Source organism: Pseudomonas folii (assembly GCF_014357575.1).
Lineage (GTDB): Bacteria > Pseudomonadota > Gammaproteobacteria > Pseudomonadales > Pseudomonadaceae > Aquipseudomonas > Aquipseudomonas folii.
This window is the reverse complement of the sequence record NZ_JACONW010000068.1, coordinates 1-19199: the sequence shown is the minus strand read 5'-3', so window position 1 is coordinate 19199 and position 19199 is coordinate 1. Positions and strand designations below refer to the sequence as shown.

The window sequence follows — 19199 nt, the reverse complement described above, 5'->3', positions numbered from 1 at the left end:
GTGCTTATGTCTGAACCCATCCAAAGTCAGCCCGTCGACGCCATTCTCGACGCCACCGGCCTCAATTGCCCTGAGCCAGTGATGATGCTGCATCAGAAAGTCCGCGACCTGCCTGCTGGCGGCCTGCTCAAGGTCATCGCCACCGACCCGTCCACGCGCCGCGACATCCCCAAGTTCTGTGTTTTCCTGGGCCATGACCTAGTGGATCAAGAGGCTGCGGATGGCACCTTCCTGTACTGGATTCGCAAGAAGCTGGATTGATCGGTCCGGAGTATTTCTGACGTGGGACCGGCTTTAGCCGGGAAGGGGCCAGTACAGCCGACATATTTGTGCTGTCAGATATGCCGCCTTCCCGGCTAAAGCCGGTCCCACGACAAATGAAGCGCTGCTGAAAAGGCTGCAGGCAGAGGATCTCCTGCTTGAGAGTCAGCCAGCTCGAACACACCTTCCTATCCGCAACGATCAATGCCTACACTGCCGCCGACCTCTGGGAGTACACCATGCGAATTGTTGCTGACGAAAATATTCCGTTGCTCGACGCCTTCTTTGCCGGTTTTGGCGAGATCCAGCATTTGCCCGGCCGTTCCATTGACCGGGCTGCTGTGGCGGAAGCGGACATTCTGTTGGTGCGCTCGGTAACGCCGGTGACCCGCGAATTGCTCGAAGGCAGTCCGGTCCGTTTTGTTGGCACCTGCACCATTGGCACCGATCACCTTGATCTGGATTACTTCCAGCAGGCGGGTATTCAGTGGTCCAGCGCGCCGGGCTGTAATGCCCGTGGCGTCGTGGATTATGTCCTCGGCAGTCTGCTGACTTTGGCGGAAATCGAAGGCGTGGATCTGGCGCAGCGCACCTATGGCGTAGTCGGCGCGGGGCAGGTGGGCGTGCGGTTGATCAAGGTGCTGAAGGCACTGGGCTGGAATGTGCTGGTCTGCGATCCTCCCCGGCAAGCCGTTGAAGGCGGTGACTTCGTCAGCCTTGAGGAAATCCTGCAGCGCTGTGACGTGATCAGCTTGCACACCCCGCTGGACAAGGGGGGCGAACATCCGACCTGGCATCTGCTGGATCAGTCACGTTTGCAGCAACTCAGGCACGGCAGTTGGCTGATCAACGCCAGCCGTGGCGCAGTGGTTGATAACGGGGCCTTGCATGACACGATGCTGGAGCGCGAAGACCTGCAAGCCGTGCTGGATGTCTGGGAAGGCGAGCCCAACGTGAATACCGAACTGGCCGACCTGTGCGTGATCGGTACGCCACATATTGCGGGTTACAGCCTCGACGGGCGGCAGCGAGGCACTGCGCAGATTTATCAAGCCTTGTGTGGGTTTCTTGGGCAGGAAGCGCAGATCAGTCTTGCCGATCTGTTGCCCCGGCCTTGGCTCGCGGAAGTCACCTTGGATGAGCGCACCGATCCGGTCTGGGCGCTGAACACGCTGTGCCGTGGCGTTTACGACCCGCGTCGTGATGACGCCGATTTTCGCCGGAGCCTGGTGGGCTCGGTAAGCCAGCCTGTAGCGTTCGATCTGCTGCGCAAAAACTATCCGCCGCGTCGCGAGATCGAAGGTTTAAATGTGAAAATCAATGGCCAATCGGCTGCGTTGCAGGCGTTGGTGACGGCGCTGGGCGCTGTGGTTGTCCCGGCAGCCTGAGCCTGCCAGATCAAATTCCGGACAGAAAAAACCCGACGCGGACGTCGGGTTCTAAATGTTGGGGCGTTGCTCAATCTTGTTTTTCAGGTGTAACCCAGTTTTTGTCGCATTCCTGACAAGCGGCCTGAACCATCTCTTCAGTGATCACGACTTCGCGCCCGTCCTTGTCCAGGATTGCGCCGCCCACGGGCAGCTGCGGGTTGGCTCGTACGACTGGCACTTCATTGCTGTTTGCTTGCAAGCTCATGGCCTGTCTCCTTCATCAGGTGTTGTGCTTAGACTAACCGCGTTCAATGACTCTGCCGTGACATCCCTAGGCACATCAAACGCGCGTCAAGTCCACCAGAAACTGCACATAACCGCCAGCGTTCGCTTAGATCAATCCTGTCTAGCAATGGGTCATGACGGTCATAACGATGCGACTAAGGCTAATCGCCATAGTTCATCAGCACCTGCCGGGTGGTAATAGCAGAGAAATGCCCGTCGGACCGGTGTAGGCTCTGGCTTCAGCCTTTCATGCGGGTCCAGCTTTCATGGCTTCATTGCTTTCCAGTCGTCAGCGTCAGGCCATTCGCCTGGCGGCGCAGTTCATGGCTCCTTATCGCTGGCAAACGGTTGGCGCGCTGATCGCGCTCATCGTCACGGCCGGGATCACCCTGTCGATCGGGCAGGGAATCAAAATGCTGGTGGATCAGGGGTTCGTCACGCGCTCACCGCACCTGCTCAATCAATCCATCGGCCTGTTCATGCTGCTGGTCATGGGCCTGGCGGCTGGCACCTTTGTCCGTTTCTATCTGGTGTCCTGGATTGGTGAACGAGTCGTGGCGGACTTGCGCAAGAAGGTCTTTGATCACCTGATCAATCTGCATCCGGGTTTCTACGAAAATAATCGCAGTTCCGAAATCCAGTCACGCCTGACCGCCGATACCACATTGCTGCAATCGGTAATCGGTTCGTCGCTGTCGATGTTCCTGCGCAATGCCTTGATGGTGATTGGCGGGATTATTCTGTTGTTCATCACCAACCCGAAACTCACCAGCATTGTCGTCGTAGCACTGCCGCTGGTGGTGGCGCCGATCCTGATCTTTGGCCGCCGCGTGCGCAGCCTGTCCCGGGAAAGCCAGGATCGTGTCGCCGACGTCGGCAGTTACGTGTCCGAAGCGCTGGGGCAGATCAAGACGGTTCAGGCCTACAACCATCAGCAGCAGGACAGGGCGCGTTTCGCGAAGACTGCCGAGGATGCTTTCCAGACCGCTCGCAAGCGCATCCTGCAACGCTCGTGGCTGATCACGCTGGTGATCATCCTGGTGCTGGGGGCGGTGGCCGTGATGTTGTGGGTCGGCGGCATGGATGTCATCGAGGGCACCATTTCCAGCGGTGAACTGGCTGCGTTCGTGTTTTACGCACTGATCGTCGGCAGCGCCTTCGGCACCCTGAGTGAGGTGATTGGCGAGTTGCAACGGGCGGCGGGGGCGGCCGAGCGAATTTCCGAACTGCTGCGGGCCAAAAGCGAAATCACACCGCCGAGCAGCGATCTGTTGCAATTGCCGGAGCGGATCAGCGGTCGTCTGGAATTGGAGGCCGTGAGCTTCAGCTATCCGTCACGCCCTGAGCACAAGGCCGTGGATAACCTGACCCTGACCATTGAACCGGGTGAAACCCTTGCGTTGGTTGGTCCTTCAGGGGCGGGTAAATCGACATTGTTTGATTTGCTGCTGCGTTTCTACGATCCGCAGTCGGGGCGGATTCTTGTCGAAGGGTTGCCGATTACGCAGCTCGATCCGCAAGACTTGCGCCGTCACTTTGCGCTGGTCTCGCAGACACCCGCGCTGTTTTTCGGCAGCGTTGAAGACAATATTCGTTATGGCAATGCCAGCGCCAGCACAGAACAGGTTGAAGCAGCTGCGCGTATCGCCCACGCCCATGAGTTCATCCTGCAAATGGCCAACGGATACCAGACCCATCTGGGTGATGGCGGGCTTGGTTTGTCGGGTGGGCAGCGTCAACGCCTGGCCATCGCTCGGGCATTGCTGGTGGACGCTCCGATTCTGCTGCTGGACGAAGCAACCAGCGCGCTGGATGCCCAGAGTGAACACCTGATTCAGGAAGCGTTACCGGGTTTGATGAAAGGCCGCACGACATTGGTCATTGCCCATCGACTGGCCACGGTGCAAAACGCCGACCGGATTGCCGTTATCGATCAAGGAAAACTGGTCGCCGTAGGCACGCATCAGCAATTGATTGTCAGCAATCCGCTGTATGCAAGGTTGGCGGCATTGCAGTTCAATGCGCGGGGAGAGGAGGTGGTTTGACGTTGACCCGAGACGAACTGCAGGAGCGAACTTGTTCGCGAGGGCGGTGTGCCTGAATAACCGCGTCAGGCTCTCTCGGCAACAAGTTGCCTCCTACCTTCGAGCGCGGCAAGCCTGAGCCTCCGCGGCCGGGTAGGAGCGAACTTGTTCGCGAGGCGGTGTGCCTGAATATCCGCGTCAGGCCCTCTCGGCAACAAGTTGCCTCCTACCTTCGAACGCGGTGAACCTGAGGCTCCGCGCTGCCCGGGTAGGAGCGAACTTGTTCGCGAGGCGGTGTGCCTGAATAACCGCGTCAGGCCCTCTCGGCAACAAGTTGCCTCCTACCTTTGAACACGGTGAACCTGAGGCTCCGCGGCCCGGTAGGAGCGAACTTGTTCGCGAGGTGGTGTGCCTGAATAACCGCGTCAGGCCTTCTAGGCAACAAGTTGCCTCCTACCTTTGAACGCGGCAAGCCTGGCCCTCTGCGGCCGGGTAGGAGCGAACTTGTTCGCGAGGCGGTGTGCCTGAATATCCGCGTCAGCCCCTCTCGCCAACAAGTTGGCTCCTACCTTTGAACGCGGTGAACCTGAGCCTCCGCGCTGCCCGGTAGGAGCGAACTTGTTCGCGAGGCGGTGTGCCTGAGTAACCGCGTCAGGCCCTCTCGGCAACAAGTTGCCTCCTACCTTCGAACGCGGAAAGCCTGAGCCTCCGCGGCCCGCTAGGAGCGAACTTGTTCGCGAGGCGGTGTGCCTGAGTAACCGCGTCAGCCCCTCTCGGCAACAAGTTGCCTCCTACCTTTGAACGCGGTGAACCTGAGCCTCCGCGCTGCCCGGTAGGAGCGAACTTGTTCGCGAGGTGGTGTGCCTGAATAACCGCGTCAGGCCCTCTCGGCAACAAGTTGCCTCCTACCTTCGAACGCGGTGAACCTGAGGCTCCGCGGCCCGGTAGGAGCGAACTTGTTCGCGAGGCGGTGTGCCTGAATAACCGCGTCAGGCCCTCTCGGCAACAAGTTGCCTCCTACCTTCGAACGCGGTGAACCTGAGGCTCCGCGCTGCCCGGTAGGAGCGAACTTGTTCGCGAGGCGATGTGCCTGAATAACCGCGTCAGGCCCTCTCGGCAACAAGTTGCCTCCTACCTTCGAACGCGGTGAACCTGAGGCTCCGCGCTGCCCGGTAGGAGCGAACTTGTTCGCGAGACGGTGTGCTTGAATAACCGCGTCAGCTCCAAATTGCCTCTTACAGCTGCCGCATTGGTCTGGCCTTAGCGGTATTCACAAAGGTAAGCAGTATCCACAGCCACTTTCAGCTGGAACTTGCTATTGGCAGGGACGTTGAACTGGCTGCCGGTGGCGAAGGTTTCCCAGTCGGTGCTGTCTGGCAGTTTCACGCTCAGGCTGCCGGAAATGACGTGCATGATTTCCCGCTGCGCAGTACCGAACTCGTATTCACCCGCGGCCATCACGCCAATCGTGGCTTGCCCTTCAGCTTGAGCGAAGGCAATGGATTTAACGGTGCCGTCGAAGTACTCGTTGACTTTGAACATGGCGATTCCTCGATAAGGGCTAGAAAATTGGGCGGCCAGTATGCCGAAGCCTATTCAACCCGTCACTCGCTTTAGAACGCGAGTGCCAATCAATTGGGAAGAATCAACGGCAGCAGGCGAGCGGTGTTCCGGGCGTCAACCAGCGCCCGGTGTTGCTGACCGTTGAATTGCATGCCCGCCAGTTGCAGGGCCCCGTTCAGTCCCATGGGCCGCTGCAGTTGGCGCTCCTTGGCGAAGCGTTGCTTGAGGTTCACGTGGGGCACAGTGCTCAGAAAACTCGTAAGGTTATGCTGCCGCCATTCCTGCTCCAACTGCTGGCGATCATAGTCACCCCAACTCGCCCAGCCCACGACTCGCGCCTGATGGTGGCTGATCCAGCGCTCGAACGCGGGCCATACGGTGGTCAGCGGCGCGGCGCTGTCGATGTTGCTTTGGCTGATGTGGGTCAGCTCCCTGCAGAAGTTCGTCAGCAGAGGCCGACGCACCGGGCGTACGAAACGCTCGAAATGATCCAGTTCGCGCCCGTCCTGATTGACCAGCGTCGCCCCGATTTCGATGATCTCCATTTCTGCTACCGGCCAGCCGCCTTCTTCGGTCGTGGCTTCCAGATCAATCACCAACCAGTGCGGCATCTGAAGCTCCTGTCCAAAGTCGTTGATCCATTTCAGACCAAGCGTAGCCACATTCAACTGCATACGTCTATCGACGTGACTTCCAGCAACATTCGTCATCGGCCAATGAGCGTGGCCGACGTGACTCATAGATCGACAACTGATCCGCCAATCGGTGCCATGAGCCTTCGCGAGCGGATGGCGCGCAATGCGTATCGGGACGGTATTTATTTCTCGCCCGAGTGCTTGCCTGGTTGCGCGGGCGAGCATAGATTGCTGTGCGTGCGGGCAGATTCCAGCGCAGGGTCCCAAGTGTGATGTGATCTCGATATTGGCGTGATGTCGTGGGACCGGCTTTAGCCGGGAAGAGGCCAGTACCTCCAATACGGCTGTATCGTCAAGAATAACGCCTTCCCGGCTAAAGCCGGCCCCACGAATCGCGTAGTCGTTCAGATGGTTGAGTGTCGTTTTGAAGTAGAGGAAAAACCGTGAACGAGCAGCAAGCGCTATCGGTCATGCACGAACTGATCGATGCGGGGCAACTCACTGATCCGCACAGTGCTCGGGGCAAGTTGCTGCAGGTCTCCGCGCATCTGTTCCGCAACAAGGGCTATGAACGTACCACTGTGCGTGATCTGGCCAGTGCGGTGGGCATTCAGTCCGGCAGCATCTTCCATCACTTCAAAAGCAAGGACGACATCCTGCGCGCGGTGATGGAAGAAACCATCGTCTACAACACTGCATTGATGCGCGCCGCGTTGACCGAGGCCAGCACCGTTCGCGAGCGCGTGCTGGCGCTGATTCGCTGCGAGTTGCGGTCAATCATGGGGGGCAGCGGCGAGGCCATGGCCGTGCTGGTTTACGAGTGGCGCTCACTGTCAGCGCAAGGGCAGGCGAGCGTCCTGGCGTTGCGTGATCGCTATGAACAGCTGTGGCTGCAAGTGCTGGGCGAGGCGAAAGAGGCGGGTCTGGTCAAAGGCAACGTGTTCGTCACCCGGCGTTTTCTGATGGGCGCTCTGTCCTGGACCACGACCTGGTTCAAGCCAGAAGGCAGTATGACGCTGGACCAATTGGCCGATGAAGCTTTAATGATGGCACTTAGCGATAATTAACACTGTGTTGGACTATTTGCTCATTGTTTTAACAATAAAAAACACCTAGGGTTGACCAATTTCAGGGGTGCGCAGTCTTGGAGTTTTTGTCTGTGCGGTTAGCGTCGCGAGCCTTGTTAGTGGCCGTGGCAACACTGCTGGTTATGCCGGTGAGTGCTGCGCAAGTAGTAAAAATCGGTGCAGCGCATTTCCCGCCCTACACCATCCGGCCTGAAAAAGGCGCAGACACCGGCTTGCTGCCTGAACTCGTGGCTGCCCTGAATGCTGTCCAGCATGACTATGAGTTCGTGCTGGTGCCGACTTCAATTCCGCGTCGTTTTCGTGATTTCGAGCAGGGCCGCGTTGATATGGCGATCTTTGAAAACCCTGAATGGGATTGGCAGACGATCCCCCACCAAGCCGTCGACATGAAACTCGAAGACGCGGAAATCTTTGTCGCACGCAAGGTGACAGGTCGCGACCAAAGCTATTTCGATGATTTGCATGGCAAGCGTCTGGCCTTGTTCAGCGGCTATCACTATGCATTTGCGCAGTTCAACGCCGACCCGAAATACCTGAGCGAACACTTCGAGACCACGCTGACCTATTCCCACGACAGTAACTTGCTGATGGTGATGCGCGACCGTGCCGACATTGCGCTGGTGACGCGTTCGTATCTGAGTGATTTCATGGCGCGTAACAGAGCGGAAGCATCGCAGTTGCTGGTTTCGGAGCGGGTCGATCAGACTTACAAACATTTCGCGTTGCTGCGTCCCAAAGCACCCATCAGTGGCCCGCAGTTCGAACAGCTGCTGCAAGCGCTGAGGGACAACGGGCAGATGCTGAAGATTTTCCAGCCGTACCGAATAGCCGTCCTCCCGCTGATCAGCCACCGAGCGGTGGCAGATGAGCAGAGTCGTGTAGCACGCTAAATGAAAAGACGGTGCTCAAGGCACCGTCTTTGGTCTTAGCGATCCTTGGCCTCTTTGGCATCCATCTCGGCGTTGCGCTCGTGGACACGCTTGAGCTGCTCGTCGCTCAGTGGCAGCTTTTGCGCGGACTGGCGCAAAACCATCAAACCGCCCACGATCGAACCAATTGCTACCAGCAGAATTAACCAGGCATACCAGGGCATAGGGCTCTCCTTTTTATGTAACCGTTTGAGCAGCAGCGCTGCTCAATGGTTCAAGTCTAGTCCCGCGCCCTGTTATGTGCCGCTATTTAAAGCCCGGTCAGCATCGCATCGGCTGGCGCGTCAGCACGTGATTGCGCCGTCAGGCTGAAATAGATGAAGCCCACGATCATGAAACCGAGGAAGATCAGGCCGATCAGCGCGTTGAACCACGCCATCGCAATCAGGCATACCACCGCCAGCGCCAAGGCGATGCCCGGCACGACTGGATAGCCCGGCGCGCGGAAGGTGCGCTCCAGCGACGGTTCGGTTTTACGCAGTTTGAACAGGCTGAGCATGCTCATGATGTACATCACGATGGCACCGAATACTGCCATGGTGATCATCGCCGCGGTCAGGCTCATGCCGCCGAGGTTGATCAGGCCGTCGCTGTAGATCGCGGCAATACCGATGACGCCACCGGCAATAATGGCGCGGTGTGGCGTCTGGAAGCGCGACAGTTTGGCCAGCGAGGAGGGCAGGTAACCGGCGCGAGCCAAGGCGAAGAACTGCCGCGAGTACCCCATGATGATGCCGTGGAAGCTCGCCACCAGACCGAACAGACCGATCCACACCAGCATGTGCAACCAGCTGGAGTTTTCCCCGACCACGGTTTTCATTGCCTGTGGCAGCGGGTCGTTGATGTTTGACAGGGTGCGCCAGTCGCCGACGCCGCCAGCGAACAGCATCACGCCCATGGCCAGAAATACCAGGGTCAGAATGCCGCTGACATACGCTTTTGGAATGGTGCGCTTCGGGTCTTTGGCTTCTTCAGCCGCCATGGCAGCGCCTTCGATGGCCAGGAAGAACCAGATCGCGAACGGAATGGCCGCGAACATACCGGCAATGGCCGGAGCACCAAAGGTGTCGGAGCCGGCCCAACCATTAAGCGCAAAATTGCTGAAGCTGAACGCTGGAGCAACCACGCCCATGAACACCAGCAACTCAGCCACGGCCAGGATGCAGACTACCAGTTCAAAGGTCGCCGCCAGTTTCACACCCAGGATATTCAGGGTCATGAACACGATGTAAGCACCGACTGCCGCCAGCTTCGGATCAAGCCCCGGAAACTGCACGTTCAGATACGCACCAATGGCCATCGCAATCGCCGGTGGCGCAAACACGAATTCGATCAAGGTTGCGAGCCCTGCAACCAGTCCGCCTTTTTCCCCGAAAGCTCGACGGCTGTAGGCAAATGGTCCGCCCGCGTGTGGGATGGCAGTGGTCAGTTCGGTGAAGCTGAAGATGAAGCAGGTGTACATCAATGCAACCATGAGCGAAGTCACCAGGAAGCCTAAAGTCCCGGCAACGCCCCAGCCATAACTCCAGCCGAAGTATTCACCGGAGATCACCAGCCCGACCGCGATCCCCCATAAATGGAGTGTGCCCAGCGTGGGCTTGAGTTGAGTGTTCATGCATTGCTCCCTGAAGTCTGTAGAATCATCGAAACATCCTGTTGCAGTCGCCATGCCACTCACTGAACCATAGTCGTATTGGTCCCAAACGCGTCGTTTGCAGAACGGTTCTCGTTTGCGCGCTCCAAGAGGGTGCAGCTTTGGTGCGGGGCGTGCAGGGTGATGTCCGCTTTAGGGCGTATTCATTGGGGAGAATCGATTCAGTTGGGCGGTTCGATTACCGTCTGCGGTAAGGTTCGGATACAATGCGCGCCGATTTCGACCTACCAGAGAACCCGCTCATGTCCGTCTGCCAGACTCCTGTCATCGTCGCCCTGGATTTCCCGACCCGTGACGCCGCTTTGAAACTGGCTGATCAGCTGGACCCCAAGCTGTGCCGCGTCAAAGTCGGCAAAGAGCTGTTTACCAGTTGCGCTTCGGACATCGTCGAAACCCTGCGCGACAAGGGTTTTGAAGTATTCCTGGACCTCAAATTCCACGACATCCCCAACACCACCGCCATGGCCGTCAAAGCGGCAGCCGAGATGGGCGTGTGGATGGTCAACGTGCATTGCTCGGGTGGCCTGCGCATGATGGCCGCCTGTCGTGAAGTGCTCGACCAGCGCACCGGCCCGCAACCGCTGCTGATCGGCGTGACCGTGCTGACCAGCATGGAGCGCGAAGACCTGGCCGGTATCGGCCTGGACGTCGACCCGCAGATACAAGTGCTGCGTCTGGCTGCACTGGCTGAAAAGGCTGACATGGACGGTCTGGTGTGTTCCGCGCTTGAAGCTCAGGCGCTGAAATCTGCGCATCCGGCGCTGCAATTGGTCACCCCGGGCATCCGCCCGAGCGGCAGTGCCCAGGACGACCAACGCCGCATCCTGACCCCTCGCCAGGCGCTGGACGCAGGTTCCGACTACCTCGTGATCGGCCGCCCGATCAGTCAGGCGGCAGACCCGGCCAAGGCCCTGGAAGCGGTTGTGGCTGAGTTGGGGCTCTAAAAACCTCATTGACCTATAGGGTTCTCTTAAATCCTATAGGTCTGACGGCGCAGTGGTACTGGCTGTACGCCTGTTCTCTGTGGAAGATTCTATGTTCACCTGCAAGCATGATCTTGTAGGACCGGCTTTAGCCGGGAGAGCGGTATTTCTACCGAAGGGTATTTAGCGAATGTCCCGACGTCCTCCCGGCTAAAGCCGGTCCTACGGAATAGCGAGGTATATGTGAGCGAATTCATTCGCGAAGGGGCCCGGCCAGAATTACACCGATATCTGACACGCCGCTTTCGCGAATGAATTCGCTCCCATAGGAATCACTGATGACGTGGGACCGGCTTCAGCCGGGAAGGGGCCTGTACATTCAGTACATCTTCATCGTCAGAAATGCAGCCTTCCCGGCTAAAGCCGGTCCAACGTCGGCTTGCGTGCGAACATAGAATCTCCCACAGGTGACCTATGTCTACAGGTCCAGCACCAACCGCCGCTCATACCCGATCCGACCTTTATACGCCTCGCCGGTATCCACCCAACCCTGGCCGACATACAAATTCCGCGCCGCCAGATTATCCGCATCCACCGACAACATCAGCTGTCCGATATCCGGCCACGTCACGCGCGCCACTTCCGGCAACCCCTGTAAAAACAATTTGCCCAGGCCTTTGCCTTGAACCCGGTGATCAATCTGCAGCGCATGCAGCGTCGCTGAACCTTCCACCGCCCAGTGCGGCAGAAACTCCCCGCGCTTGAGCAGTAAAAATCCTACCGGCTTGTCATCCATCAGCAGCGCCACACCCTGGATATTCGGGCTCGGGCGGACCAGCAACGTGTTCAGCGCACAATAAATATCCCCGGAAAACGGCAGCTGCTCCGGCAGAATCTCCAGAGCATCCAGCTGCTGGCGTTGCACTTCGTTTAGCGTTTCGTAGCTCACAACTTGCGTATTCATCACTGCTAAATCGCACCGTCTGACAAGGAAAGTAGGCGGTGCGCAGTATGGCTCAGTGTCTGACAGAAGTGCATGGAGAGGGCGGGCTAAATATCTGCTTCTCGACAACCGTGAGTGCATCGCAACCATCGCTCAGCAACATCAGCGCGGCATTGGCGATGCAACGCACATCGCACTCATCGGCACCGTCCAGCGTTTCCAGCAGATAGCGCGCCATGCGAATACGCCGGTCAGCACTGGCAAACAGAAAATCCAGTGGTGCGTGGCTGTCGATGTGCATCACCGGGCTGTCGGTGTTGTTGCTTTTGAGCGGAACGAAGCGATTCATGCTGCACCTCCGGGAACGGATGGGGCAGGGGGATTTGGAGTGATCTTGAACATTAATGGCATTCTCTTTGTGAGGTGGAGCTGCCAAAAACTCACTTCCACATGAGTGGGTGGCAGCTGTGCGCGGGTGTGGAAGACCGGTCAAAGAGAACCCGGCGCACCCGAAGGTGCCCCAGCGCACAGCCGCCATAACACAGCCATCGGACACCTGAAGGCCCCGATGATTGGTAAAGCTTCTGTACTCTTTGAACAGCCGGGCTTCCACACCCGATCGCTGATGTGCAGCGACGGCGCGACTATAAGCCCCGATCCCGAGCGCTGCAACCCACTCAACCCCCGGCACACAAGTGCTTGAGCCCTATCGAATTTTTATCCGGCATTACGGGTTGTAACTTCGCTCAAGACCGGTACAATGGCGCGGCTCGCCGACAGGTGAGTGTCGTTATGGTGACCCCATCGGTCCCCCCGCAACGATTACCCGTGAACCTGGTCAGATCCGGAAGGAAGCAGCCACAGCGGGAACATTGTGTGCCGGGGTGTGGCTGGTGGGGTTACCACCTATCTTTTAACTCGCTAGCTCTAGCGGGTATATGAAAAACCCTGTCTTTTATCAGTTCACCTGCCGAAGCTTGGTTACTTTCGCTTACGATCTTTCATCCGAAGATCCTCCCTACCCATTTTTCAGAGTTGATGAGTGGCATATTCTTGCGCATCGCATCGAGAGGTAGCAGTAGTGAGCGAAACTAACAGCGTGACCCGAGAAAAGGTTCGCGAATGGCAGCAGCGCCGATTGGAGATTAAGGACCGGATGCAGTCACATCCAGAGATGGTCCTGGAGCTGTCGCGGGTCTTGGATCTTATGGACGAGGAGCACGCTGCAATCCTGAGTGGTGCGGCGGGCGATCAGGCCGATCACCCGTACAAGCAAAACTCGACTCTGGATCGAACAGCGCCTGCCGAGCATTCGATGCGCTCTGTTGCGGGTGCTTATGATCTTCAGCTAAATGTTGTTGCCCACACCCCTGAGGGCTTGCGCAAGCTGCTCGAAATGGCTGTCTATGAGATGCAGCGGCAAATCGATGCGAGCTGCGTTGGACTGACTGGTGAATCCAGGAAATATCCTGGAGGCATGTCTGGTACTTTGGGTAACTATCAATTCGAGCTTGATATCAGCAACGAGGCTGGTAATGCTTGACTTGAACGGAGCGAAAGTTGAGCAATGGATGGAGGCTAGAACGTTGGCTGAATACCTGCTGCCGTTGCTCATTTATCACGATGTGAAATATCGTAGGCATGGACTCATCTACGTCGATCATCAATCTTGCAATGTCCACACCGAGCGGAGGGTTCTTAAAGACCTCAGCCTCGAGCTAGGGGTTCCTGTTGACCTAATCCGTTCTAGGTTAATTGGTTTGGGCTGGCTAATAGACGTTCGTAGCGCCTCACAAGTTCAGAATGAAGTCGCGCGTTTTGTTGACAGGCCTGAGTCTCAGGATTTGGATGACTTCGAACTTGATGAAGAGCACGGCCAGGATTGACCACGTGATGTGTCTTCCTTTGACGGCGAGGCTATATGCAACCGGAGCATTTTGATTTATCCACCCCTGTGTTCCTGCCGATCACAGATGAAACATGTGCAAAGTTATTAGTTCCTAATGGCCCAGAGACCCTTGTCGATTTAACAGTTCCAGAACTCGCAGCAGTTTTGGTCATCCAGAATCTGGCACAAACCACAGAAACAGATCATTCCGCAGATACCGCGGAGAAAATTCTTGCCAAGCTTATCGCGTGGGCCGTGGATGCTCAGCACACTACAGCCGTAGGCTTGTTGTCGGAGGCTCAGCGGCTATTCGACATGGGAAAGTTATCCCTCGGTCTTAAATCTATTAGGAAATTGAATCTGCGTTTTCTACTAGACGAGGAGGTGTTGGCGCGGGAATACCTTTTACCCAGTCAAAAATGGGATTTCGAGTTCAAAGTCCGCCACCACAGAGGTAACAATCCATTCAGCGAGCAGGTTGTAACTCCAAGGCATCGCGAACGATGGTTGAGCTCTGCGCAGGATAAGCTAGTCAGAACTTTCAGTGCCAATCTTGACGAACACCTTCACGTCCAAGGCTACGCAGGAATAGGTAAGAGTCACCTGTTGGGTGCCTTAATGGAATATCTGAAGCCCGAAAGGACATTATTGCTGGCGCGTACATTTGAAAAGCTGGAGACTATCCGCGGGCGCATGAAGAGTTCGCGCGATAAGCAGGCTGGTCAGACTTTTTCCAACTTTGCGCATTTTTTGTTGCACGGCCGCAAGCCTCATCCAGTTACTAACCCAGTCAGAGCTCCTAGCAAACAGATATTGTCGCACGAGCTGAATATCCTCGGTTTTAAACATCATGATGCGCAAGCTACTTTTGATATCTGCCTCGAAGTGATTGAGCTTTATTGCCGCTCCCGTGACTACAGTCTTTCAAATATACATCTGCCTACTTTCAAACAGCCCTTGACCAGTTTGGATGCCAAGGTTCTTCTTGAGTATTCAAGCCGGGTATGGACTTACCTCTATGCAAACCCTGTCTGGGGCAACCAGATCGATTTTGAGGCCTTACTGAAAATAAAATTGGCTAGTTTGGCTGGCTGTGTAGTGCCCGCGCGTTACACGCACGTTTTCATTGATGAAAGTCAGGATATTCCTGAATCCCTCTTGCAGATTATCGAACGAGGCGGCCAGCGGCTGATCACGCTGGGTGATGAGTATCAGCAAGTCAGTAGCGCCACAGTCAGGAGAAAAAGTGAAGTCCGGCACAGTGATGTCAGCTATTCCGTTCGCTCAGGAAGAAATGTCGAACATTTGGTCAATACGTTAATTGCTCGGCATTCAAAGAAGAGTAAAGTCCTCTTCGAGGGCTCTCGTAATGCAGACGTTGTTATCGAGTATTATCCGCAAAATTTCCTGCCTTCTGGGGACTGTGTGGTGCTGACTGCATCCTTATGGGACACCATGAAATGGGTTATCCAACTGCATGATGGCAACTGCGCATTTAGTTTTTCAAGCAAAAAGGACCAGCGAGATTTTGAGCGTTTCATGCTCACTGCAATAGAGCTGTTTAGGCCGAATTACTACAGTGCACACGGCTCTGTTGATCCGCATTCGTATTTTAGCGACATGCCAGACTGGCAACGTGTGCGTGAAGTTAGCCAATTCGATGAGTCGTTTCTTTGGGTGGAGGCCGAGCTGGAAAAAGGTTTCAGAGTGGCCGACATGACCCGGTTGAAAAGCCTGATCGGTCCTCCTGGCAAAAGCTGCGTGCTTATGATGGCGGAAGACGCTGGAGGGATGGAATTCGATCATGTTTTGTTGACGACTGAGCTGCTGACAAACGTGAAGTTCAAGGATGCTTATGAGTTCGATGAGCGCCTTTGTGCCGTTTACATTGCAATCTCTCGTGCCAAGCAGCAGCTTTATCTTCCTTACGACGTAGTGGAATGGGTTGAGTACCATGATTACCAGAAATATCGCGAAACTCCCGGCTATTGATTAGCGTCTCCGTCACGATCAGCAGACTATTGTATTTTTGTATCGCATCCAGTCGCTAGCAGGCACAAGCCTAGCCTGCATGTTTTGGTCTGAGTCTGTTCGGCGGGGGTAGGTGGCGTAGCAGCATCGGTCCTGGGGTGCTCTCATAGTCACTTCTCAACATCAGTCAGCGGGTAATGAATATGTATCCTTCAGCGAGCACGAAATCGCGGCTAGAATACAAACCTGTTCCCAAGAACTCCTGAGGCAGTCATGGCAAAGATCGAAGAAAACCTACTCTCTGAGAAGGCTATGGATAATCTGGAAGGCCACATTCCTGAAATTGCCGCTGGCGCAACCTATGCAGCTTACGTTCGGGCGCTTGCGTCAGGTCACACTGTCCTGAGGGTTCAAGGCGGTGACGTCGTTGAATCGAACGCTGAGGGCTCTCATCGAGTGGTTGCTTCGGCGAAGCCTCGTCGCAAGGTAAGGATTGGCGAAGTGATCAAGGTGCGGCGTCTGGATGCCAATGCCTAGGCTGCGTGTATTTGCGGGCCCTAACGGCTCGGGGAAGAGCACGATCAAAGACCAGATCGACCCTCGTCTGATCAATATTTACGTAAACGCGGATGAGATAGAGAAAGGTGTCAAGGCCACAGGATTTCTTGATCTTGCTGAGTTCAATATTTCAACTGACGCCGCTGAGCTGCATGCATTTATTGACACGCACCCGCTGATCATCAAAGCAGGACTACAGGACTGGATTAAGTTGGTAGGGCTGGACGACCGGCTACTTGATTTCCGGGCGATCGAGATTAACTCCTACTATGCGTCAGTCATCGCCGACTTCATTAGGCACAAGCTGCTCGACCTTCGCGTGAGCTTTACTTTTGAGACTGTCATGTCCTCTCCTGACAAGGTTAGCTTCATGCGGATGGCGCAGGGCAGGGGCTACCGCACCTATCTCTACTTCGTCGCGACGGATTCCGTGGAGTTTAATATCAACCGGGTTAAGAACCGGGTTGGTGACGGTGGGCACCCGGTTTCTGAAGACAAGATCAGAAAGCGCTATCAGGGCTCGTTGGAATTGCTGCCTGCTGCTGTTGCTGCTTCGAGCCGCGCCTTTATCTTCGATAACTCAGGTGATAAATCCATTTTTCTGGCAGAAATTACCGACGGCACTGATTTGCAGTTCCACACTGATGAAATTCCCGGCTGGTTCCTAGACGCGTACATCGATAAGGTTATCGTTGGCTCAGGCACGTCGGAATCGACTAGTAATTGACTCCGGCGTGCATGTAAATAGTGGTCTAGGAGGTGGCGCTAGCGTTATTAAATGCGAGTGGTTTGATTACAAATACATCTGCCTCGTCACCTTCTTCGGAAAATACCTGTCCACCAACGCATACAGCGCCGCCGCCGTTTCAGCGTCCACCACGCCGTCATATTTTTGCGGGCGGAAATGCAGCTGGAATGCCCGGATCAGGTTTTTGTATCCACTGTCAGTCATCGCAGGGGTTGTGTCATACCCGTAACGGCCTAGCTTCGCGATCATGTCGGCTTTGGCGGGCAGGGCGCTGCTGAACTGTGCCTGATAGTTCTGTTTGGTTGCTTCGTCATACCACGCGCCAATACCGGCATCGTGAAGTGCTTTCCAGGGGAAGGCGGCACCGGGATCGCTTTTACGGCCGATGGAGATATCGCTGTGGCCGACGACGTTAACCGGGGTTATATCGGGGTAGCGCTGGAGGATGTTCTTTGCCAACTCCTTGACTGCCTCTATTTGCGTGGGGTTATAGGGCGGGAAGGTGAAAACGCCTTTGTCTTCGGTAGCCACATAAACGATTTCTACCCCAATGGCTGTGTCGTTCAGGTTGTAACGCTTCGCCCATCCGCTGACGCCTGCATGCCATGCGCGTTCGCTTTCATCGACGAGGTTGAAGATGCGCATGTCGGAGAAGCCCGCGTCGGTGTAGGTTTTATCGCTAGGGTCGGGGACGAGATAGTGCGAGCTGACCGAGGGCCCGGTCAGTGCGGAAACTGATTGTTGGAAGTTACAGGCCGTGTAATGCATCACCAAAAAGCGGGTGCGGTGATTGAAGCTTTTTGTGGCTCTGTAACTGTTGTAATCGATAGCGTACATCGGTGAATCCTGCTGAGCGTGAATGAGAAATCACGCTAGCATCGAGCGTTTTTTGGATGGCTTTAGATATGTACTGCATGTTGGTTTTTTTGGTGTTTAACCTAGGCTCACTTTCATCAAATAACCTATTACTCACTGAATAAACTCGGTTTTTTGTGTGGTGCTTGCGCGCTATAAGAATACCTCGGTGTACTCTTCAGACCGCGTCGCCTTTATCGCGGGCAAGCACCGCTCCCACATGAACCGAGTTTGCTGCGCGACAGCGCTGCATCAGGGGCACTGGGCGTGTTCCTACAGAGATTAATTTCAAGTTAGATTTTATGAATTCAGGGCTGTACTTACGCATGCGGTTTGAAACCATCAGCTCTCTGAGGAAAAACGCGGCGACGCTGGACGTTTCCGAGCCAATCGTAGTGACGAAACATGGCATTCCAGTCTATGTGATTGAGTCCTGCGCAGCGCGTAAGCACCGAGATGAAGCCATCGCGTTGGTCAAGCTCATGGCCTTGGCATCTCGGGACAAGGAACAAGGCAAGCTCATTTCGAGCAATACCCTTATGCGGCGGCTAGCTCAGTATTGCCATCAGTATCAAGAGGAGAGCGATGGCGAAATTTAAAGTCCATTACGCTTTAACCGCACGATCCCCCCCAAGAGACGCACTTTCAATACGGCGTCCCCTTCGCTCTCTGATCCCTCAACGCCCGCGCATACCATTCGAACTCGTCCAGAAACCGGTTCATCTGTTTCAGCGTGCGTGCTTCTGTTGGCTGTCCGTTATCTGCCAGGGCGTCACCGATGCGGGGGATGGAAAACAGGCTGGGGATACTCGGCATGCCTAGTTCTCCTACGATCATGCGCAGTTGCATCGCCGCCCGCACTCCGCCAAAACCTCCTGCTGAGTAACAGGTGATCGCCGACGGCCGCCAGAAGTACTCCTCCAGAAAATGATCGAGCAGGTTTTTCAATGCTGGTGGGACGCCGTGGTTGTATTCGGCGCTGACCAGCAGAAATCCATCGGCGCGGCGATAGAGAGTGGCGAGTTGTTCCATTTCTGTTGGCGCTTGCCCGGTTGGATATTCTTTGTACATGCGGTCCAGCAGAGGGAGGCGCGTCACCATGGGGTCGACGAGTACCGCTTCGTGGCCGCGTTCCTCAAGGGCGTTCAAGAGCAGGCGCGCGGCTTTGATGCCTTGGCGGTCACTGCGCACGGAGCCCAGTAATACAGCGATGGTCAGGGGGTGGGTGTCGGTCATGATCAGTGCTCCAGGATAGCGTTACGAAAAGACCTCTAGAAAAAAGACATTGTGGTTTCGTCTAGCCTAGTCGCTGAGTCGGCGTAGCCTCAGAAGAAGTGACCGGTACAGCCATGATATTTTCATCGCCAGGCATTCCGCCTTCCCGAATGAATCCGGTCCCACTGGCCATCTGTTTGTCAAAGTCGCACGACTGATCAGTCGGCCCATGAAAATCGCTTGTTCGCTAAAAACATAATTAAATGAGTTGAGGCGCAACTGTAGGAGC

21 protein-coding genes and 1 other RNA gene are annotated in these 19199 nt (G+C 55.9%); 13 read left to right on the top strand and 9 right to left on the bottom strand.

Annotated features, from left to right (window positions below; all coding sequences use genetic code 11):
- Nucleotides 1–6 precede the first annotated feature (6 nt).
- Nucleotides 7–261, top strand: a complete 255-nt coding sequence (gene tusA, locus H8S59_RS15170; RefSeq protein WP_027898617.1) for a sulfurtransferase TusA — start codon at nt 7–9, stop codon at nt 259–261.
- 239 nt (nt 262–500) lie between these two features.
- Nucleotides 501–1649: a 4-phosphoerythronate dehydrogenase PdxB gene (pdxB, locus tag H8S59_RS15165; protein WP_187521936.1), complete on the top strand. Its 1149-nt coding sequence runs from the start codon at nt 501–503 to the stop codon at nt 1647–1649.
- Between the two features lie 70 nt (nt 1650–1719).
- Here the strand turns inward: pdxB and H8S59_RS15160 are convergent, their stop codons facing one another.
- Nucleotides 1720–1896: a PA1571 family protein gene (locus H8S59_RS15160; protein WP_164581703.1), complete on the bottom strand. Its 177-nt coding sequence runs from the start codon at nt 1894–1896 to the stop codon at nt 1720–1722.
- A gap of 286 nt (nt 1897–2182) precedes the next feature.
- Between H8S59_RS15160 and H8S59_RS15155 the strand changes: the two genes are divergently transcribed.
- Nucleotides 2183–3961, top strand: coding sequence for an ABC transporter transmembrane domain-containing protein (locus H8S59_RS15155; protein ID WP_187521935.1), 1779 nt, complete (start codon nt 2183–2185; stop codon nt 3959–3961).
- A gap of 1239 nt (nt 3962–5200) precedes the next feature.
- Here H8S59_RS15155 and ppnP read toward each other — a convergent pair.
- On the bottom strand, nt 5201–5482 hold the full coding sequence (gene ppnP / locus H8S59_RS15150) for a pyrimidine/purine nucleoside phosphorylase (protein WP_095093314.1): 282 nt from the start codon (nt 5480–5482) through the stop codon (nt 5201–5203).
- Nucleotides 5483–5571: 89 nt separating this feature from the next.
- Nucleotides 5572–6114 (bottom strand): 3'-5' exonuclease, encoded by a 543-nt coding sequence (locus H8S59_RS15145; protein ID WP_095093612.1) that lies wholly within the window; start codon nt 6112–6114, stop codon nt 5572–5574.
- 467 nt (nt 6115–6581) lie between these two features.
- Here H8S59_RS15145 and H8S59_RS15140 point away from each other — a divergent pair, with 467 nt between their 5' ends.
- Nucleotides 6582–7205: a TetR/AcrR family transcriptional regulator gene (locus tag H8S59_RS15140; RefSeq protein WP_095093313.1), complete on the top strand. Its 624-nt coding sequence runs from the start codon at nt 6582–6584 to the stop codon at nt 7203–7205.
- Between the two features lie 143 nt (nt 7206–7348).
- Nucleotides 7349–8116: a substrate-binding periplasmic protein gene (locus H8S59_RS15135; protein WP_187521940.1), complete on the top strand. Its 768-nt coding sequence runs from the start codon at nt 7349–7351 to the stop codon at nt 8114–8116.
- Between the two features lie 35 nt (nt 8117–8151).
- Here H8S59_RS15135 and H8S59_RS15130 read toward each other — a convergent pair whose 3' ends face one another.
- Nucleotides 8152–8319 carry a DUF2897 family protein gene (locus H8S59_RS15130; protein WP_095093312.1) on the bottom strand — a complete coding sequence of 56 codons (168 nt, stop codon included), beginning with the start codon at nt 8317–8319 and terminating at the stop codon, nt 8152–8154.
- Between the two features lie 86 nt (nt 8320–8405).
- Complete coding sequence (eat, locus tag H8S59_RS15125; RefSeq protein WP_095093311.1) at nt 8406–9770, bottom strand: ethanolamine permease; 1365 nt, start codon at nt 9768–9770, stop codon at nt 8406–8408.
- A 281-nt stretch (nt 9771–10051) separates the two neighbouring features.
- Between eat and pyrF the strand changes: the two genes are divergently transcribed.
- Nucleotides 10052–10753 (top strand): orotidine-5'-phosphate decarboxylase, encoded by a 702-nt coding sequence (gene pyrF, locus H8S59_RS15120; protein WP_187521934.1) that lies wholly within the window; start codon nt 10052–10054, stop codon nt 10751–10753.
- 457 nt (nt 10754–11210) lie between these two features.
- Here the strand turns inward: pyrF and H8S59_RS15115 are convergent, their stop codons facing one another.
- Together H8S59_RS15115 and H8S59_RS15110 are read right to left on the bottom strand one after the other, a co-directional pair.
- Nucleotides 11211–11696, bottom strand: a complete 486-nt coding sequence (locus tag H8S59_RS15115; RefSeq protein ID WP_187521933.1) for a GNAT family N-acetyltransferase — start codon at nt 11694–11696, stop codon at nt 11211–11213.
- Nucleotides 11697–11748: 52 nt separating this feature from the next.
- Nucleotides 11749–12024, bottom strand: coding sequence for a hypothetical protein (locus H8S59_RS15110; protein WP_095093308.1), 276 nt, complete (start codon nt 12022–12024; stop codon nt 11749–11751).
- 453 nt (nt 12025–12477) lie between these two features.
- On the opposite strand from H8S59_RS15110, the gene ffs reads away from it, so the two are divergent.
- From ffs to H8S59_RS15080, 6 genes are all read left to right on the top strand, one after another.
- Nucleotides 12478–12574, top strand: an RNA gene (ffs, locus tag H8S59_RS15105) — signal recognition particle sRNA small type.
- Nucleotides 12575–12756: 182 nt separating this feature from the next.
- Nucleotides 12757–13218, top strand: coding sequence for a hypothetical protein (locus tag H8S59_RS15100; RefSeq protein WP_187521932.1), 462 nt, complete (start codon nt 12757–12759; stop codon nt 13216–13218).
- Nucleotides 13211–13561: a hypothetical protein gene (locus H8S59_RS15095; RefSeq protein ID WP_187521931.1), complete on the top strand. Its 351-nt coding sequence runs from the start codon at nt 13211–13213 to the stop codon at nt 13559–13561. Before H8S59_RS15100 ends, H8S59_RS15095 begins: the two co-directional genes overlap by 8 nt.
- Nucleotides 13562–13596: 35 nt before the next feature.
- Nucleotides 13597–15555, top strand: coding sequence for a P-loop NTPase family protein (locus H8S59_RS15090; RefSeq protein WP_187521930.1), 1959 nt, complete (start codon nt 13597–13599; stop codon nt 15553–15555).
- Between the two features lie 252 nt (nt 15556–15807).
- Nucleotides 15808–16071 carry a hypothetical protein gene (locus H8S59_RS15085; RefSeq protein ID WP_187521929.1) on the top strand — a complete coding sequence of 88 codons (264 nt, stop codon included), beginning with the start codon at nt 15808–15810 and terminating at the stop codon, nt 16069–16071.
- A complete protein-coding gene (locus H8S59_RS15080) occupies nt 16058–16819 on the top strand; it encodes an ATPase (protein WP_187521928.1) in 762 nt (253 codons plus the stop codon). The genes H8S59_RS15085 and H8S59_RS15080 overlap by 14 nt, the downstream gene beginning before the upstream one ends.
- Before the next feature lie 66 nt (nt 16820–16885).
- On the opposite strand, the gene H8S59_RS15075 is transcribed toward H8S59_RS15080, so the two are convergent.
- On the bottom strand, nt 16886–17677 hold the full coding sequence (locus H8S59_RS15075; RefSeq protein ID WP_187521927.1) for an N-acetylmuramoyl-L-alanine amidase: 792 nt from the start codon (nt 17675–17677) through the stop codon (nt 16886–16888).
- Between the two features lie 344 nt (nt 17678–18021).
- Here H8S59_RS15075 and H8S59_RS15070 point away from each other — a divergent pair, with 344 nt between their 5' ends.
- Nucleotides 18022–18294, top strand: a complete 273-nt coding sequence (locus tag H8S59_RS15070) for a type II toxin-antitoxin system Phd/YefM family antitoxin (protein ID WP_187521926.1) — start codon at nt 18022–18024, stop codon at nt 18292–18294.
- Nucleotides 18295–18340: 46 nt separating this feature from the next.
- On the opposite strand, the gene H8S59_RS15065 is transcribed toward H8S59_RS15070, so the two are convergent.
- Nucleotides 18341–18931, bottom strand: a complete 591-nt coding sequence (locus H8S59_RS15065; protein WP_187521925.1) for an NADPH-dependent FMN reductase — start codon at nt 18929–18931, stop codon at nt 18341–18343.
- Nucleotides 18932–19199 lie beyond the last annotated feature (268 nt).

Excerpts from the sequence above, each read along its gene's own strand:
- pdxB (WP_187521936.1), top strand. The coding sequence starts at position 501 with ATGCGAATTGTTGCTGACGAAAATATTCCGTTGCTCGACGCCTTCTTT.
- eat (WP_095093311.1), bottom strand. The coding sequence starts at position 9,770 with ATGAACACTCAACTCAAGCCCACGCTGGGCACACTCCATTTATGGGGG.
- H8S59_RS15135 (WP_187521940.1), top strand. The coding sequence starts at position 7,349 with ATGCCGGTGAGTGCTGCGCAAGTAGTAAAAATCGGTGCAGCGCATTTC.
- H8S59_RS15065 (WP_187521925.1), bottom strand. The coding sequence starts at position 18,931 with ATGACCGACACCCACCCCCTGACCATCGCTGTATTACTGGGCTCCGTG.
- H8S59_RS15090 (WP_187521930.1), top strand. The coding sequence starts at position 13,597 with ATGCAACCGGAGCATTTTGATTTATCCACCCCTGTGTTCCTGCCGATC.
- H8S59_RS15080 (WP_187521928.1), top strand. The coding sequence starts at position 16,058 with ATGCCAATGCCTAGGCTGCGTGTATTTGCGGGCCCTAACGGCTCGGGG.
- tusA (WP_027898617.1), top strand. The coding sequence starts at position 7 with ATGTCTGAACCCATCCAAAGTCAGCCCGTCGACGCCATTCTCGACGCC.
- pyrF (WP_187521934.1), top strand. The coding sequence starts at position 10,052 with ATGTCCGTCTGCCAGACTCCTGTCATCGTCGCCCTGGATTTCCCGACC.
- H8S59_RS15145 (WP_095093612.1), bottom strand. The coding sequence starts at position 6,114 with ATGCCGCACTGGTTGGTGATTGATCTGGAAGCCACGACCGAAGAAGGC.
- H8S59_RS15155 (WP_187521935.1), top strand. The coding sequence starts at position 2,183 with ATGGCTTCATTGCTTTCCAGTCGTCAGCGTCAGGCCATTCGCCTGGCG.
- ppnP (WP_095093314.1), bottom strand. The coding sequence starts at position 5,482 with ATGTTCAAAGTCAACGAGTACTTCGACGGCACCGTTAAATCCATTGCC.
- H8S59_RS15095 (WP_187521931.1), top strand. The coding sequence starts at position 13,211 with ATGCTTGACTTGAACGGAGCGAAAGTTGAGCAATGGATGGAGGCTAGA.
- H8S59_RS15085 (WP_187521929.1), top strand. The coding sequence starts at position 15,808 with ATGGCAAAGATCGAAGAAAACCTACTCTCTGAGAAGGCTATGGATAAT.
- H8S59_RS15110 (WP_095093308.1), bottom strand. The coding sequence starts at position 12,024 with ATGAATCGCTTCGTTCCGCTCAAAAGCAACAACACCGACAGCCCGGTG.
- H8S59_RS15075 (WP_187521927.1), bottom strand. The coding sequence starts at position 17,677 with ATGTACGCTATCGATTACAACAGTTACAGAGCCACAAAAAGCTTCAAT.
- H8S59_RS15130 (WP_095093312.1), bottom strand. The coding sequence starts at position 8,319 with ATGCCCTGGTATGCCTGGTTAATTCTGCTGGTAGCAATTGGTTCGATC.
- H8S59_RS15160 (WP_164581703.1), bottom strand. The coding sequence starts at position 1,896 with ATGAGCTTGCAAGCAAACAGCAATGAAGTGCCAGTCGTACGAGCCAAC.
- H8S59_RS15070 (WP_187521926.1), top strand. The coding sequence starts at position 18,022 with ATGCGGTTTGAAACCATCAGCTCTCTGAGGAAAAACGCGGCGACGCTG.
- H8S59_RS15115 (WP_187521933.1), bottom strand. The coding sequence starts at position 11,696 with ATGAATACGCAAGTTGTGAGCTACGAAACGCTAAACGAAGTGCAACGC.